1 protein-coding gene is annotated in these 20277 nt (G+C 46.0%); it reads right to left on the bottom strand.

Going from position 1 to position 20277, the window contains the following annotated elements; translation table 11 throughout:
- Positions 1 to 76 precede the first annotated feature (76 nt).
- On the bottom strand, positions 77 to 20206 hold the full coding sequence (locus tag ACP14Y_RS00965) for a gliding motility-associated C-terminal domain-containing protein (RefSeq protein WP_424961101.1): 20130 nt from the start codon (positions 20204 to 20206) through the stop codon (positions 77 to 79).
- Between the last annotated feature and the right edge of the window lie 71 nt (positions 20207 to 20277).

Below are 20277 nucleotides of genomic sequence, written 5' to 3'. Positions count from 1 at the left end.
CACATGGAATTCGCATAATAAGTATTTACTCTCGCTAAATGTCTGTTTCATCATGCTCATTTCATCGATGCTAAAATTACCGAACTAATTCTAAAAATCCTTGTACTGGGTCCTCTCCATTGCCTAAGTCAATGATATAGAAGTATGTACCGGCTGGCAACTGAAGGCCTCCACCTCCAACATTGCTGAATCCTTCAAATCGAACATCTGTGTTGTTATACCCATCTACCTCGAAAAGTCTCTGACCTGCTCGGTTGTAGATCTTAACGTTGTTATTCGGGAAATAATCTATACAGTCAACTAAGAAGAAGTCATTCTTACCATCCGCATTGGCTGATACACCATTGTAGATTGTCAGCGACGTTTCAATGGTGAATGAGGCTTCATACGAACATCCATTCTCCGCAGTAAATGTCACAAAGTAATCACCCGGATATGCATCTATCAATCGAGAATCCGTGCCCACAAGCGTTCCATTTGAATCTCTCCACTCATAATCTGTTGCAAGATTAAACTCATCAAATTGGATGACAGCCGTACCTGTAAACTGGTTGGTAGATCCATCTTCTGTACGCAAGCATACAGAGTTATTAAATATCACCTCATATTCAGGATCAACCACCTCATATCCAATTTCCACTGAAGTCATTGGAGACTCACATCCTGTTGCCAGGTTTGTGGCTCTCACAAGATATGTAGCGGTATCAAGGTTGAACACTTCAGATCCGGTTGCATATGGAGTGTTCATGTCATCTGGATCAAACCACTCGAATAGGAAGTTATTCGTGATACCGTCAACGTTGGCTATGGCACTACCATTGGCAAACGAACAGTTGTTTCGTCCATTGTTTACAATCACAGTAGGTGCGTTTGGTGTTACCGCATTATTCAGTATTTCAAATACCTCAGTTGCTGTACATCCGGTGATAACGTGAGTTAGTTCCAATGTATACATTCCCGCATCCAGTGAATCGATGTAGAAAGTGGTTCCGATTGGATTACTAGCATCATCGTACCATGCAATGTCTACTGAAGATAAATCAGGCACGCTAACAGAGGCAAATCCATCTTTATCATCAAAGCATACAGTTACATCTCTGGTTTCAAGTGTATAAGTTGGAGGTGTAGTTGCGTCCTCGATTGTCACTTGAATTACTTCTGACTCGCAGAAGGAATCCACATCATCCACTACAACCAGTAGATAGTTTCCTCCAGGTCTGTTTTCAACAAGTGATCCTGTGAAGTCTGCAGTTCCCGGATTTGATGTGTCCGCTGCTCCGTCATCTTCCCACCAATAGAAGCTATAATCTGAAATCGATCTACCAGGCGCCAATGTAATTACGGATGCAGCCATTTTTCCATTCGGCGAAGCACAATTCGTATTGGCTGAAGTAGAAGTCGAAATAGCAATTGGATTAGGAACGTCATCAGCCATTTGGAAATCTTCAACTGAAATACAATTGGTAGTATTATTGGTTACTTCAACAGTATAGAATAGTGGTGTACCTCCGTCATCAAAGGCTGGTAATCCAGAAACTTCATTGGTGTTTTGTCCAGCAAGGTTTGGATTAGTGCTACCAGTCATCCAGGTAAAGTCATCTGGAGATAATGGATCCAATGGATCGTAATTATCTATATCACCCAAGAACCATTCGAATGTATATCCTGCCACTGTTCCATCAGCCAGAACCAAAAGCCTTCCATTTGGATTATCAGGATCACAATTTGTCTGGAAATCAAAGTCATCAAGAACTATCTCAGGGTAGGTGAGGTTTTCTCCAACTTCTACTTCAAATATTGGAGTCGTACAATTTACAATCGTATTTGTTCCAATGATATAGTACACGCCCGCACTGGCTGTATTAAAGACAGCACCATCAGTAGGTACGGTGAATACAGGAGCAGGGCTACCTACCGTTGGATCAACATCATAGTAATCAAAAATATAGTCTGCAACATTATCTCTGTTCACAGCTGTTACTGTGATTGTTCCATTTCCTGGTGTACAATTGGTAGCATCAACGACAGATACCGTTTGAATTTCTACATTCGTCGGAACATTTGGTAATTCAAATTCTGCAGTGGTTACACAACCAGTTGATATTCTTGTTACTTCCACCGTATATGTGTCAGCAGCTAATCCTGAAATATCAGAGGTAGCAACTCCTGCTGGTGTTGATCCATTACCCGGGTCCACGCCATTTGCAAGCGGAGTACCTGTTCCTGATCCGTAATACCATTGGAAAGTATAATCCGGGTCCGTATCATCGATACCAGAAGTCATTCCGACAGTAGCAGTTGCTCTAAGCGCACCCTCAGGTGTTCCACCAGCTGCACAGGTCGAGTCAGCTGCCTGAAGAGCGATGCTTATTTGTGGACGCAACACATTATCCACAATATCAAATTCTAATGGCTCAGATGGACAATCAGAGTCTAGTTTTCTAACAATCGCATAGTATGTACCTGCGCTTAACTCTGTGTAAATGAAGTTGGTTGGGTCACCATCACCATCTGTAGTAGGGGAGGTTAACCCAAAGTCATCATAAACTTCCAGTTGATAATTTCCTGCCATTGCGGCCTGATTTAAAGTTGCTCCATCGAAGGTTGCTTCTAGCAATTCGAAAGTTCCAACATCAACAGGGTTGTTATCCATGTCATCATCACAAATGTTATTTTCTCCCGTAGCAAAGTCCGTTATACTTGGGTAGATCGGAACATTGGTAATTGTATAATCTCTGGATATCGTGCAATCGGTGTTTTGATTTCTAACACTTACTGAATATTGGCCAGCTGCGTATCCTGTTAGCGTAACAGCCGTCTCTCCTCCGATCTCGTTTCCACCAACAGTTCCAAATCCTGTAAACCATTGAACATCGAAGTGATCAGTATCATCAAACTGACTGTCGATGATTACTTGAAGTGCACCTGCATCTACACCTCCGCCACAATCTTCATCAGGCGTCATGCTTACAAGCGTTACCTGAGGGTTTCTCACAGAATCCTTCACGTTAACAATAGCAGTTGCTGCAAAACAGCCTGTTGTGGTATTTTCTGCAGTGATATAGTAATCATTTCCTGCAAGAGTGGTGTATGAGATTGAAGTCGCAGCAGTATTGGTATACGGGGAACCAGCTAGTTCTCCAACACCCACAGCTCCGGTATAAATTCTAATTTCAAAATCTCCTAGATCACCAGTAGAAACATCAGCATCATTAATAATTAATGTTCCGCTGTTACCGGTACATAGTGAATCTGGCTCGGTACTTGCCTGAATAGCGGCAGCATCAATCGTTGGGATATTATCCATAGATCCAACATTAAACACTGCTGTAGCTGAACATCCTTCATTGCCAGTACCCGGAGTATCTCCAAGATCTTTCGTGATCACTACAGTGTAGTCACCAGTTGCTAAACCAGTTAGGCTTGTTAAGTCTGCATTGGCACCAGCAGTGACTCCTCTTGATCCTCCATCGGCAGGGAAAATTTCATTTGCTGGCGCGATAGTTCCTCTATACCAGGTAATTGTGAAGTCAGCGGTTGTGGCCGGACCTTCATCATCAATTGAAATGCTCAATGTTCCGTCACCCACATCGCCTGTATTGTCACAGTAGGTATCTTCTGTAGAAGTCCCGCTGATCACCGGATTTACTTGCAGGTCTTCGATTTCCACATCGATGGTACCTGTAGCACATCCGGTAGTGTTGTGCTGAATGAAGAATGAATACGTACCAGCATTCACACCGGTAAGTTGGTCATCAGTAATGGCTCCCGCACCCGAGGTACCAACCACACCGCCACCAATGGCTGTCCAGTTGATGGTGTATGGGCTCGCATTGTTGAGCGGAGTAGCCACTCCGTCGATGATGATTTCATCGATAGTGATGGATCCGTCAGCAGGGGTACAGTTGTCATTGTCAACGACGGTAACACCTGTAGCGAGGTTTACGGTAAGCGTAGGCTGGTCACTACCGATAGTGAATGTAGCGAACGCCTGACATCCTTCGTTTCCATTTCCGGAAACATCTCCATTGTCTTTGTTGATGAAGACGGTGTAGGTACCGTTTTCAAGGTCAGTGAGTGTTCTGATGTCCCCACCTACGAGAGCAGATCCTACGTTAGCACCGCTACCTGATCCGGCATCATCATGCAGGAAGTCAGGGTCAGCTAAACCAGGAGCTACGGTATATGTGCCTCTGTACCACTCTACGGAGTAGTCAGCGAGTGTAATAGCTGCACCGCCATCTTCAGTGATGTTCACAGTCACAGACCCATCACCGATGTTGTTCACTCCGTCACAGTATGTATCCGGAGACTTGGTATTGAGGCTGATCACCGGATTTACTTGCAGGTCTTCGATTTCCACATCGATGGTACCTGTAGCACATCCGGTAGTGTTGTGCTGAATGAAGAATGAATACGTACCAGCATTCACACCGGTAAGTTGGTCATCAGTAATGGCTCCCGCACCCGAGGTACCAACCACACCGCCACCAATGGCTGTCCAGTTGATGGTGTATGGGCTCGCATTGTTGAGCGGAGTAGCCACTCCGTCGATGATGATTTCATCGATGGTGATGGATCCGTCAGCAGGGGTACAGTTGTCATTGTCAACGACGGTAACACCTGTAGCGAGGTTTACGGTAAGCGTAGGCTGGTCACTACCGATCGTGAATGTAGCGAACGCCTGACATCCTTCATTTCCATTTCCGGAAACATCTCCATTGTCTTTGTTGATGAAGACGGTGTAGGTACCGTTTTCAAGGTCAGTGAGTGTTCTGATATCTCCACCTACGAGAGCAGATCCTACGTTAGCACCGCTACCTGATCCGGCATCATCATGCAGGAAGTCAGGATCAGCTAAACCAGGAGCTACGGTATATGTGCCTCTGTACCACTCTACGGAGTAGTCAGCGAGTGTAATAGCTGCACCGCCATCTTCAGTGATGTTCACAGTCACAGACCCATCACCGATGTTGTTCACTCCGTCACAGTAGGTATCCGGAGACTTGGTGTTGAGGCTGATCACCGGGTTTACTTGCAGGTCTTCGATTTCCACATCGATGGTACCTGTAGCACATCCGGTGGTGTTGTGCTGAATGAAGAATGAATAGGTACCAGCATTCACACCGGTAAGTTGGTCATCAGTAATGGCTCCCGCACCAGAGGTACCAACCACACCGCCACCAATGGCTGTCCAGTTGATGGTGTATGGGCTCGCATTGTTGAGCGGAGTAGCCACTCCGTCGATGATGATTTCATCGATAGTGATGGAACCGTCAGCAGGGGTACAGTTGTCATTGTCAACGACGGTAACACCTGTAGCGAGGTTTACGGTAAGCGTAGGCTGGTCACTACCGATCGTGAATGTAGCGAACGCCTGACATCCTTCGTTTCCATTTCCGGAAACATCTCCATTGTCTTTGTTGATGAAGACGGTGTAGGTACCGTTTTCAAGGTCAGTGAGTGTTCTGATATCTCCACCTACGAGAGCAGATCCTACGTTAGCACCGCTACCTGATCCGGCATCATCATGCAGGAAGTCAGGGTCAGCTAAACCAGGAGCTACGGTATATGTGCCTCTGTACCACTCTACGGAGTAGTCAGCGAGTGTAATAGCTGCACCGCCATCTTCAGTGATGTTCACAGTCACAGACCCATCACCGATGTTGTTCACTCCGTCACAGTATGTATCCGGAGACTTGGTATTGAGGCTGATCACCGGATTTACTTGCAGGTCTTCGATTTCCACATCGATGGTACCTGTAGCACATCCGGTAGTGTTGTGCTGAATGAAGAATGAATACGTACCAGCATTCACACCGGTAAGTTGGTCATCAGTAATGGCTCCCGCACCCGAGGTACCAACCACACCGCCACCAATGGCTGTCCAGTTGATGGTGTATGGGCTCGCATTGTTGAGCGGAGTAGCCACTCCGTCGATGATGATTTCATCGATAGTGATGGATCCGTCAGCAGGGGTACAGTTGTCATTGTCAACGACGGTAACACCTGTAGCGAGGTTTACGGTAAGCGTAGGCTGGTCACTACCGATAGTGAATGTAGCGAACGCCTGACATCCTTCGTTTCCATTTCCGGAAACATCTCCATTGTCTTTGTTGATGAAGACGGTGTAGGTACCGTTTTCAAGGTCAGTGAGTGTTCTGATGTCCCCACCTACGAGAGCAGATCCTACGTTAGCACCGCTACCTGATCCGGCATCATCATGCAGGAAGTCAGGGTCAGCTAAACCAGGAGCTACGGTATATGTGCCTCTGTACCACTCTACGGAGTAGTCAGCGAGTGTAATAGCTGCACCGCCATCTTCAGTGATGTTCACAGTCACAGACCCATCACCGATGTTGTTCACTCCGTCACAGTATGTATCCGGAGACTTGGTATTGAGGCTGATCACCGGATTTACTTGCAGGTCTTCGATTTCCACATCGATGGTACCTGTAGCACATCCGGTAGTGTTGTGCTGAATGAAGAATGAATACGTACCAGCATTCACACCGGTAAGTTGGTCATCAGTAATGGCTCCCGCACCCGAGGTACCAACCACACCGCCACCAATGGCTGTCCAGTTGATGGTGTATGGGCTCGCATTGTTGAGCGGAGTAGCCACTCCGTCGATGATGATTTCATCGATGGTGATGGATCCGTCAGCAGGGGTACAGTTGTCATTGTCAACGACGGTAACACCTGTAGCGAGGTTTACGGTAAGCGTAGGCTGGTCACTACCGATCGTGAATGTAGCGAACGCCTGACATCCTTCGTTTCCATTTCCGGAAACATCTCCATTGTCTTTGTTGATGAAGACGGTGTAGGTACCGTTTTCAAGGTCAGTGAGTGTTCTGATGTCCCCACCTACGAGAGCAGATCCTACGTTAGCACCGCTACCTGATCCGGCATCATCATGCAGGAAGTCAGGATCAGCTAAACCAGGAGCTACGGTATATGTGCCTCTGTACCACTCTACGGAGTAGTCAGCGAGTGTAATAGCTGCACCGCCATCTTCAGTGATGTTCACAGTCACAGACCCATCACCGATGTTGTTCACTCCGTCACAGTATGTATCCGGAGACTTGGTATTGAGGCTGATCACCGGATTTACTTGCAGGTCTTCGATTTCCACATCGATGGTACCTGTAGCACATCCGGTAGTGTTGTGCTGAATGAAGAATGAATACGTACCAGCATTCACACCGGTAAGTTGGTCATCAGTAATGGCTCCCGCACCCGAGGTACCAACCACACCGCCACCAATGGCTGTCCAGTTGATGGTGTATGGGCTCGCATTGTTGAGCGGAGTAGCCACTCCGTCGATGATGATTTCATCGATGGTGATGGATCCGTCAGCAGGGGTACAGTTGTCATTGTCAACGACGGTAACACCTGTAGCGAGGTTTACGGTAAGCGTAGGCTGGTCACTACCGATCGTGAATGTAGCGAACGCCTGACATCCTTCGTTTCCATTTCCGGAAACATCTCCATTGTCTTTGTTGATGAAGACGGTGTAGGTACCGTTTTCAAGGTCAGTGAGTGTTCTGATATCTCCACCTACGAGAGCAGATCCTACGTTAGCACCGCTACCTGATCCGGCATCATCATGCAGGAAGTCAGGATCAGCTAAACCAGGAGCTACGGTATATGTGCCTCTGTACCACTCTACGGAGTAGTCAGCGAGTGTAATAGCTGCACCGCCATCTTCAGTGATGTTCACAGTCACAGACCCATCACCGATGTTGTTCACTCCGTCACAGTAGGTATCCGGAGACTTGGTGTTGAGGCTGATCACCGGATCAATAGTATTATCCTGGATAGTAAATTGATAAGACGTTACACAGCCGGTGAGATCACTTTCAATATCTATTCGATAATCTCCTGCGGCTAAGTTGTCTGCCTCTGTTTCACTCACATTCGGAACAAAGGTTGACGCAGTTGTCAGGTTATTCCAGGTAAGTGTGAAGTCGGCTTGTATCTCAGCTTCGGTATCTGATGCCGGATCAACGGCACCATCTTGTAAGATTCTCATTAGCGTAAAGGCACCATTATCTGTACAATTTTCAATATGGCTTATTGTCCAATCTGCGCCTGCCGAGCTACCAACAGATAGAGTAACAAGTTCATCGAACAATTGAATATCCAAGGTATCCGGACACGCTGTAGCAGGAGGTATTGATCCTCCATCATTATGGGTTGCGATTACCCGATACCATCCGGCACCAATTCCTGAGATAGTGGCCGAGTTTGCATTTAAGGTTTCGAATCCTACAACATTTGAACCAACACCTGCTTCATCTGCTCCGTCAGCGTCAATTAAGGTCTGACCGGCTGTGAAATCACCATCTCCGTCAGAGTCATAGTACCAGGTGAAATCAAATGTTCCACCAAGGGAATTGTGAATAGCATCAACTGTAATTTGTCCATTGTAGTCCAGTGCTCCAGAAACATCACAAATACTATTATTTATTGTATTTCCAGCATCAATAGTAACATCGGGTTCTTCCGGGTCATTCAACGTTACCGTTCCAACAAACACAATACAATTATCACCCGCACCACCATCGAAGAAGTCAACTCCTATCGTATACGTACCTGCAGGAAGTTGTCCAAGTGCAGCATTGTCATTGAAATCGATTAATTCAGTTGCGTCATCTGTTGCATCAGTGAACAGACCAGTTGCTGCTCCACTTGCTGCAATTGGAGCGTAGGTACTTAAAGCCGGATCATACGGACTAGAACCATCGCTATCCGGTTGAATACTTTGAGATCCTTCGAACACATAGTATCTATACTGTGCTGGATTGTTGCCAGTCTGAGCATCTAGTGTAATAGAGATTTGTCCATCAAATGCAGTAGCACATCTCGTTGGATCTACGGAAGCTATAGTGACATCAGGGGCAGCACCGAAAGTAAGGCTTGTTGAGAATACTTCTATACATCCATTAGGAAGTATTGCAACGCCTGTGTAGCTGATAGCAGGAAGCCCGCTGGTAGAACCAGGGGTTGTTGCGTTATCACCGATTCGTCCATTGACAATTGTGATATTATCACCATCACCATCAGCGATGGTAATATCTTCCATATCAATTGGATTTGTAATTGATGGATTGACATTGTGCAGATTTGAAAGCTGGTCATTCACATCAGATGTATCTGTACCAGCATACCATATGATGGTTATTGCATCACCATTGTTATAATCATTATTTACTGTTATCCCTGTACCAACGTCGATTATTCCATCATTGTCAAAACATGCAGAAATGTTTTGTTCGAAGAATAGTGATGGGTCAAAGGAAGCTGTAACACCACTATAATTCACTACGATATTCAGCTCTTCAACTACACAATCAGTATTATTATCTGTTGCGCGTATGCTGTATGTTCCGTCCAACAAATTATTGAATGTTGCTTGAACTCCATCATTTGCTGTTAATGTCTGCAAAGGCGTTTCTGTAGCACCAATGGTTGCACCATCAAAAAGTTCAACAGTATATCCTGCAGCTCCATCGAATGGAGAAGTTGCTGCATCTCCGTCAGAGTCTCCATCAGGATCAATTGTGAATGAAATTGAACCATCTGGGGTATCACATCGCGTATTCACATTCACGAGATCCAATGAGAAATTTGGATTTTCATTATCCAGAACTACGGTAGTTTCTACTGATGCATCACAATTCGAGTTGATTTCAGTGGCGAGCAATGTATAAATACCTGCAGCAAGGTTTGAAACTGTGCTATTATTTGTTCCGCTTAATCCAGCTAAAATTTCATTGGCCGGGTTGGTATTCTGACCAGCGAACCACTGGAAGTTATAATCATTTAGATCTGTTGATGCACCTACGGCAATCGAAGCTGTCAATTGTCCATTTGGCGAAGTAAGATCACATGATGTTTGATTACTATTTATAGTAACTGCAGGAGTAAACGTTACTGGTGTAGCATCCACGGTTACGGTTACTTCGGAGGTTGTACATCCGGTACCATTGTCGATTACTTCGATGGTATAGTCGCCAGGATTAAGTCCGGTTACGGAAGCCGAAGTAGTGTTATCGGTTGTTTCCTGAATGTTGATGTTGGCAGATCCTGCAGTACCTTTTTCAGCAAAGATATCAGTCGAACCATCTACGGTCAGCTGGTTAGCCGGTAGGGCAGAGCCACCATAGAAGTAGTTGACGGTGTAGTTACCTGAACCGGTGATTGCCGAAAGGTCGATAGTCACTCCCCCGTTAGGATAGTTAAGTCCACCTGCACAGTCGGTCATGTCCACAGCAGCCACATCAACGGCAGGGTTATTGAACGTAGGGTTGGTAGAATTATCCACGATGGTAAATTCTTCTGTTACCGGGCATTGGGTATCCACGTTGATGATCTCCACGGTGTAGGTACCCGCTTCAAGTCCTGTTACGGTCAGTCCGGTAGGGCCGTCGATACCGGCGATGGACGTACCACCGAGTGCATCGGGATCAGTCAGGTCAGCCGCATCGAGGGTATTGGAAGTACCTGATCCGAAGTACCACTGGATGTCGTATCCACCTGCAGGTTCACCACCGGCAGTGGAAGGGTTCACAGTGATTTGTCCGTTCGGATCTACAGTGCTAGGCACACATACAGTCAGCTGCTGATCGATTACTCCGTTCACGGAGATGACAGCAGGAACAGCATCCACGGTTACGGTTACTTCAGCGGTTGTACATCCGGTACCATTGTCGATTACTTCGATGGTATAGTCGCCAGGATTAAGTCCGGTTACGGAAGCCGAAGTGGTGTTATCGGTTGTTTCCTGAATGTTGATGTTGGCAGATCCTGCAGTACCTTTTTCAGCAAAGATATCAGTCGAACCATCTACGGTCAGCTGGTTAGCCGGTAGGGCAGAGCCACCATAGAAGTAGTTGACGGTATAGTTACCTGATCCGGTGATTGCCGAAAGGTCGATAGTCACGCCACCGTTAGGATAGTTCAGTCCACCTGCACAGTCGGTCATATCCACTGCTGCCACATCCACGGCAGGGTTATTGAACGTAGGGTTGGTAGAATTATCCACGATGGTAAATTCTTCTGTTACCGGGCACTGGGTATCCACGTTGATGATCTCCACGGTGTAGGTACCCGCTTCAAGTCCTGTTACGGTCAGTCCTGTAGGGCCGTCGATACCGGCGATGGACGTGCCACCGAGTGCATCAGGATCAGTCAGATCAGCTGCATCAAGGGTATTGGAAGTACCTGATCCGAAGTACCACTGGATGTCGTATCCTCCTGCAGGTTCACCACCGGCAGTGGAAGGGTTCACAGTGATTTGTCCGTTCGGATCTACGGTGCTAGGCACACATACAGTCAGCTGCTGATCGATTACTCCGTTCACGGAGATGACAGCAGGAACAGCATCCACGGTTACGGTTACTTCAGCGGTTGTACATCCGGTACCATTGTCGATTACTTCGATGGTATAGTCGCCAGGATTAAGTCCGGTTACGGAAGCCGAAGTAGTGTTATCGGTTGTTTCCTGAATGTTGATGTTGGCAGATCCTGCAGTACCTTTTTCAGCAAAGATATCAGTCGAACCATCTACGGTCAGCTGGTTAGCCGGTAGGGCAGAGCCACCATAGAAGTAGTTGACGGTGTAGTTACCTGAACCGGTGATTGCCGAAAGGTCGATAGTCACTCCCCCGTTAGGATAGTTCAGTCCACCTGCACAGTCGGTCATGTCCACAGCTGCCACATCCATGGCAGGGTTGTTGAACGTAGGGTTAGTGGAATTATCCACGATGGTAAATTCTTCTGTTACCGGGCATTGGGTATCCACGTTGATGATCTCCACGGTGTAGGTACCCGCTTCAAGTCCTGTTACGGTCAGTCCGGTAGGGCCGTCGATACCGGCGATGGACGTACCACCGAGTGCATCGGGATCAGTCAGGTCAGCCGCATCGAGGGTATTGGAAGTACCTGATCCGAAGTACCACTGGATGTCGTATCCACCTGCAGGTTCACCACCGGCAGTGGAAGGGTTCACAGTGATTTGTCCGTTCGGATCTACAGTGCTAGGCACACATACAGTCAGCTGCTGATCAATTACTCCGTTCACAGAGATGACAGCAGGAACAGCATCCACGGTTACGGTTACTTCGGAGGTTGTACATCCGGTACCATTGTCGATTACTTCGATGGTATAGTCGCCAGGATTAAGTCCGGTTACGGAAGCCGAAGTAGTGTTATCGGTTGTTTCCTGAATGTTGATGTTGGCAGATCCTGCAGTACCTTTTTCAGCAAAGATATCAGTCGAACCATCTACGGTCAGCTGGTTAGCCGGTAGGGCAGAGCCACCATAGAAGTAGTTGACGGTGTAGTTACCTGAACCGGTGATTGCCGAAAGGTCGATAGTCACTCCCCCGTTAGGATAGTTAAGTCCACCTGCACAGTCGGTCATGTCCACAGCAGCCACATCAACGGCAGGGTTATTGAACGTAGGGTTGGTAGAATTATCCACGATGGTAAATTCTTCTGTTACCGGGCATTGGGTATCCACGTTGATGATCTCCACGGTGTAGGTACCCGCTTCAAGTCCTGTTACGGTCAGTCCGGTAGGGCCGTCGATACCGGCGATGGACGTACCACCGAGTGCATCGGGATCAGTCAGGTCAGCCGCATCGAGGGTATTGGAAGTACCTGATCCGAAGTACCACTGGATGTCGTATCCACCTGCAGGTTCACCACCGGCAGTGGAAGGGTTCACAGTGATTTGTCCGTTCGGATCTACAGTGCTAGGCACACATACAGTCAGCTGCTGATCGATTACTCCGTTCACGGAGATGACAGCAGGAACAGCATCCACGGTTACGGTTACTTCAGCGGTTGTACATCCGGTACCATTGTCGATTACTTCGATGGTATAGTCGCCAGGATTAAGTCCGGTTACGGAAGCCGAAGTGGTGTTATCGGTTGTTTCCTGAATGTTGATGTTGGCAGATCCTGCAGTACCTTTTTCAGCAAAGATATCAGTCGAACCATCTACGGTCAGCTGGTTAGCCGGTAGGGCAGAGCCACCATAGAAGTAGTTGACGGTATAGTTACCTGATCCGGTGATTGCCGAAAGGTCGATAGTCACGCCACCGTTAGGATAGTTCAGTCCACCTGCACAGTCGGTCATATCCACTGCTGCCACATCCACGGCAGGGTTATTGAACGTAGGGTTGGTAGAATTATCCACGATGGTAAATTCTTCTGTTACCGGGCACTGGGTATCCACGTTGATGATCTCCACGGTGTAGGTACCCGCTTCAAGTCCTGTTACGGTCAGTCCTGTAGGGCCGTCGATACCGGCGATGGACGTGCCACCGAGTGCATCAGGATCAGTCAGATCAGCTGCATCAAGGGTATTGGAAGTACCTGATCCGAAGTACCACTGGATGTCGTATCCTCCTGCAGGTTCACCACCGGCAGTGGAAGGGTTCACAGTGATTTGTCCGTTCGGATCTACGGTGCTAGGCACACATACAGTCAGCTGCTGATCGATTACTCCGTTCACGGAGATGACAGCAGGAACAGCATCCACGGTTACGGTTACTTCAGCGGTTGTACATCCGGTACCATTGTCGATTACTTCGATGGTATAGTCGCCAGGATTAAGTCCGGTTACGGAAGCCGAAGTAGTGTTATCGGTTGTTTCCTGAATGTTGATGTTGGCAGATCCTGCAGTACCTTTTTCAGCAAAGATATCAGTCGAACCATCTACGGTCAGCTGGTTAGCCGGTAGGGCAGAGCCACCATAGAAGTAGTTGACGGTGTAGTTACCTGAACCGGTGATTGCCGAAAGGTCGATAGTCACTCCCCCGTTAGGATAGTTCAGTCCACCTGCACAGTCGGTCATGTCCACAGCTGCCACATCCATGGCAGGGTTGTTGAACGTAGGGTTAGTGGAATTATCCACGATGGTAAATTCTTCTGTTACCGGGCATTGGGTATCCACGTTGATGATCTCCACGGTGTAGGTACCCGCTTCAAGTCCTGTTACGGTCAGTCCGGTAGGGCCGTCGATACCGGCGATGGACGTACCACCGAGTGCATCGGGATCAGTCAGGTCAGCCGCATCGAGGGTATTGGAAGTACCTGATCCGAAGTACCACTGGATGTCGTATCCACCTGCAGGTTCACCACCGGCAGTGGAAGGGTTCACAGTGATTTGTCCGTTCGGATCTACAGTGCTAGGCACACATACAGTCAGCTGCTGATCAATTACTCCGTTCACAGAGATGACAGCAGGGTTTGCATTCAGTACCACTACTAAGGTATCAGAAGTACACTGAAGGGTAGAGGTAGCTACTACTTTATAGGTGTCATCAACCACACCAGTTAGGTTATTGGTGTCGCTTCCATTTACTGTACCACCATTAGAAACCGGAGTTCCATTTGAGTAGAACCAGTCGAAATCATACGTGCCTGCAGGAGCCACATCAACCAAAATTTCACCATCATATGTTGTTACATCACAACCCGTATTTGGTTGAGTACTGTTTAGCGTGACAACAGGAAATACTTGATTTTCTGTGAGTACAAATGTTTCTGTTGCAGAACAGTCTGTTTCACTGCCGGATGGATCGTCATGTGTTACTTCCACTGTATATTCTCCAGCAACGAGATTTGTTAATACTGGTGAAGTTGCTCCTTGCGGATTAACAGTACCATTTGAAAGTGGGTTTCCGTTTACAATTGGAGCTCCATCAAAATACCACTGGAATGAGAATCCTGAGACATCCTGAACGCCGGGTGCAAAATCTGGATTATTATCAACATATGCACTTAACTGTCCATTCCCTGTTCCACAATCAGTTTGCGGAGCATCTTCTGTGATAACTATATTCGGAATATAAGGATCATCACTTACAGTGAGCGTAAGTTCAACCGTTTCACATCCTGTAGCAATGTTTTCAGCTACAACCGTGTAGTCACCTGCGGAAAGACCGCTTAGGAATTCACCATCTGACGGAGATCCCCCCGTGGACGGCCCAGCAAATGCTGGCACTGAGGTGTCAGTTCCCTGCCACCAGGTAAAACTATAGTTAGATACGACATCCCCTTGAATACTCACAGACAGGAATCCATTAGGGTTTCCTGGATCACAAGATGAATTATCAATAACCTGACTGGTAGAATAGGTAGGAATAACAGTCACATCATCTACAACAATATCTTCAAAATCAGTACATTGAGTATCATCATTGGTTACTCGAATTCTATAGTCGCCTGGTGCAAGGTTTGTGAAAGTAAATGGTACCGAGCCATCGGCAACTGTTTCATCAGGGCCTATCTGTGTTGTAAATGAGTGTCCGTCAAAAATTTCATATGTGTAGGAGGCAGGTTCAGATGTTGACATAGAAGCCGTTACATCCACACTTCCAGCATCATTATCACAATGTGCATCATCAGTAACTGTTGTTGCTATGGCTGGCTGAGTCTGATCACGATCTATGGTGAAGGGTATCTCTACTGCACCACAACCTGTAAGGTTATCATATACGACAAGTACATAATCCCCTTCATCCAGATTACCGAACTGCCCTGTTGTATTTATATAATCAGCAGTACCAGATGCAACAGTCCCCTCAAACAACTCAAATCTATATGGAAACAATACGAATGATACCGTGTCCACAAAGTTTCCGACAGAGTTGTTTCCTCCGGCAGTTGAGACGGCTTCAAATTGGAATCGAGTCGTGAATTGATCCGCTGGAATGGTATATTGACCCTGGTAGAAGGCCCACGCCCCATTTCCGGTTGAGAAATTACCCTGAACAACTTCAGCACCTGGTTCTCCAATGTTTACAGAAAGCTCATCTGTTCCAGAACGCCCTTTGTGGGCAAATGACCAGTTCAATAAAGAGCCCGGAACAGTTGCCAAATCAAAATATAACGCAGCATCACTATTGGCATTGATTTCGGCAAATTGATCTCCATGATAAGCATCATGAATGCCTCCACTTACTGAGTTGTTATTGTGCCATATTTCTATTCTTTGGTCCGGAGCGGTTGTACTCCACCCATCAATAAAATCCTGTTGATACGTTTTAATATTACCACCATCAAATGATTGAATGTGGTCGTTATTTGTAAGAATGTCAAGGTTCTCAAAGCTACTATTGATGTTACCTATCGAAACATCATTTACATCACCAGATACTACACCTGATGCATCAATTGAGCCTAATGCTGCAGGATTACAGCTATTAATATCATTTTGTATAAGGTTTCCAGGGGTAACAGAAAGTGATCCAGGATTGTCCGTCACGTCAATGGTTCTGGTTTCAAAACAGCTGGTAGCATCTTCCGTAACTCGAACGGTATAAGTCCCTTCTTCCAATCCACCTAATTCGTATGGATTATCACTGACAAGGAATGCTCCTGGTGCTGCAGTACCAGGAAGTGTATTTGCTGGAAGTGTATTAGCGCCCAAGAACCACTCAAAAGTGTATCCGGATACAGCTCCACCACCGTCTCCATCTGCTCTCACGATTCCATTTCCTGCAACACATGAAGTGTTATCCTGAACCAGGTAAGTACCTGGAGTAGGGGCTATGGAGTTGTCGTTCAACGTTACGGTTACTGAATTTGAAGTACATCCAGACGAATTCAGTGTTGCTGTTACCGTGTATTGGCCTTGATCAGAAACGGTATAGGTGTCACCGGTAAAATCAGGAGCTGGTTTGATACTAGGTCCATCATACCATTCAAAAGTATAATCGGCAGTATTCCCGCTTACATCTGCGGCTAATTGGCCCGTACCCCCACACGTAGTGATATGTGTAATGGTTACATTCGGGTCTGGTGGGTTGGATACGGAGGTAGATACCGTTCTACTTTCAGATACCGTACATCCAGAGAAGTCTTCCGTAACCTCAACAGTATACCCAATGGCATCAAGGTTGGACGCAACATCACCAGTCGCAATAGGAGTTACTCCTTCTGACTGAATAAACCAGGTGAAATCATATCCATCGGCAGTCGTAAGGGTATCTTGAGGGATACCGCCACCATCTACAGATGTGTACGCAAAAGCTCCTAGAGATCCATCCGGTATACTACATTCGGTTAATGGACTGATCTCATAAACGTGTACATTGAATGACGGAGTGTTGATTAAGTTAATGGTTAACTCTACTGTGTCAGAGTAGCACTCTGTTGCTCCATAATAGCCGACTACATCGTAGGTGCCAGTAGCCATTTGTGGGAACTGGCTGCCTTCATACAACACTGAGCTATAATCATCATCATTGTACCATCGGAATACAAATCCATCTGGTTCGGTGTATTCTGCTGTGACATCTGGCCCTGTACCATTTACGATAATATTATCGATATAATGATGTTCAGAAGAGCTTGTATTATGTATTTCAGCAACGATTGTTAAAGTTGCAGCAGATCCATCCGGGCTTAAGTTTCCAACTAAAGCCTGAGCATAGGTAAAGTCTCCATCCTGATATCCATTTCCTAGTTGATTGGATTCAATGACGTTGTTACCTGCATCTCTTAATTCATAGCTGACACGCACCCAGTCTCTCCACTTGCCAGAGCTCTCCTGGTTTCCGTTCTCAAATATATCGACCGTGATACTTATATCCGTGTAGTTCGAAATATCAATATCTTCAGACGTCCACGTTACTACACCAACGTCGTTTGATGTACCAGTTCCTGTTGCCTCAAACATTTGAGACCCACTGTAAGAACTTACGCCATAAAAGCTTGGACTCTCTGTTCCACCATCTGAAGTCCATCCAGTATCATCAGCATCGGACTGGGCTCCATTAGTTCGATCTTGGAAATTTTCCACCCAAATATTTTCATTGGGTCCAGGAGCAGGGCCAAAGTAGTATGCACGAGCGCTACCATTATCAGGTTTTGCAGGATCACACTTTCTGTTGTCGTTTAGTTTTTCAACGGTTAAATCAAATGTTTGAGATCCAATAAGTGTACTTTGTATGTTATTTCCTGTTTCGCATTCAGGAATTGTAGCTGTTGGTAATGGAACGTCAAGGGGAGGAGTACCACCTGCATCATTGATAACCACAAAAAGCTCATAGTCACCACCTACTCCAGCAATTGTTTGTGTAATTGTTGCTGTTTCGCCTACTTCAAAATTGGTTAGAAACGTCACCTCAGTATCAAGCAAGACTGAACTGGAAGGGTCTGCTGTTGGGTCCCCTGCATAATAGGAGACAGGAAGGTTACCTGAAATGCCAATATCTCCTGTGTTTGTAATCTGAAACTCTACGGTAATTTCAGCATCCGGACATAGGGCATCTGAAGCTGATACAATCCCTATGAAATCTATATCTGGTGATGCGAATTCTACACAGCCGTCTTCATTCAAGATAGGTGCCTGGTTGATAAAAGTATTAAGAGGACGGTTATCATATGGGATTGTCGATCCATCTGAATATTCACATGTTCCTGCGGCGGAAAATACGATCGAGTGATCCTGGACTTCTGTAGGTATGGTCAGATCATCATTGATGTTAACATTGTAATAACCATGCTGATTCCACACACCTCTGGCTGGCATCCAGGCCTCTCCATCTGACTCGAAGACTCGAACATGAGCGAATTCCGAATTACTGTATGGATTAAATGGTGTGTTATTATTGAAATAACAAGTGACACATATTTCACTTGCTCCATCTCCATCTACATCGGCGATGACCGGATATTCTTCTTGTGTTCTGGAAACGCAAGCAATCTCGTTTCTTTCAAATGTTGTGTTATCCCCATTACCCACTCCATCGACAACCAACAATGATTCTTCACTTCTATAAACTACCTCTACCGCACCATCTCCGTCAAAATCAAAAAGGGAGCAACCAGTAAAACCTGATGATCCCTCTTTAATTGGGTGTATCCAGTGAATATTGAAATTTTCATCCAGCGAATAAAGTTTTTGGTTCATAACGAAGTTGGCATTAAGCTGACCATCGCCATCTACATCACCTATATTCACACGACCGGGACCTCTAACAAAGTTGTTTGTATTATCATGATATGTAATCACATTGTTGTTAGTGACATCCCAAAAGAAGATGGTCGTTTCTCCATTATATTGTTCTGCGGCTGTTCCTAGTGCTCCTGTTATAATTAGATCAATGTTTCCATCAAGGTTGTAGTCTGCTGCTGATACAGTTGACCATTGGTCGTCCCAGCTGGAATAATATTTTGGATAGTAATTGAATAGCGGGTTGATATCTGAATGAATATCATCATCCATGTCAGCAGCTAATGTCCTGGTTCCAGCTGCTTCATTGATAGCCCAAATCTCATTACCTGAAACGAGCTCCAGTCCTGCACAATCTGCACAAAAAGCGTCAGGCAATACATCCACCGCTAATGAACCGTGAGTAAAATTTCTTTCCCAATCAGAATTCGTACCTGTAACTATAATATTACCAGTAGCTGCGTCTACAATTTCGTTTCTGTAATAAATCTCCACATCCCCGTCCTCATCAAAGTCAGCTAATCCCGGGAGACCGATGGCATCATTTCTGGAAGATTTTCCTGACCATAAAATGGTTAGATCATGATTATACATGATCATATCATCACCCTGATCTTGCGAGACAAGTATTTCACCAAATTCATCACCGTCTACATCTCCCAATACGGGTGCATTTTCAGGCTGGAAACTCATAAAAGCGCTACCAATGGTAGCACCTGTTGCTCCGTTTAAGATGAATACCGACTTGTTCTGCTTGTTTGTAGTTACTACCTCTGGGATTCCATTTCCATCCAGGTCACCTACCATAGGGGTGGCGTGGCTGTTAGCACTTTGATCTTCAGACCCCCATTGCTGTCGGATAGCGAATGTGGTCACATCAATTTCGTCAGCACAAACGACTGCATTTCCAAAATAGAAATCATCACAGGCTCCATCATTGGCGCACTCCCCGTCATAGCAATCAATCAAGCCGTCACCATCATCGTCTATGCCGTTATCGCATATTTCCTGAGCGGAGGCTAAAAGTGCCGAAATAAAGAAAAAGGAAAAAAGTACAGACTTCCAGGTGCTATTCATGTGCATGTTTTTTATTCCCCTTGGGGACATGGAATGTCCAGGTAATTTGTTACTAAAACTATCGTTGGTTTTTTTCTCACTATTCATACTTAGCTGGTTATGTTTAGCATGTGGACATTCCATGGTATTAGTTGAAATGGATTCGGACATAAATACATTTTATAAGCATAATGTAACCCTCTAGCAATCTAGATAAACCCCCTGAAAATCAAAAGGTATAA

This window comes from Ekhidna sp., from assembly GCF_965247405.1.
GTDB lineage: Bacteria > Bacteroidota > Bacteroidia > Cytophagales > Cyclobacteriaceae > Ekhidna.
This window is presented reverse-complemented; position numbering and strand designations above follow the sequence as displayed.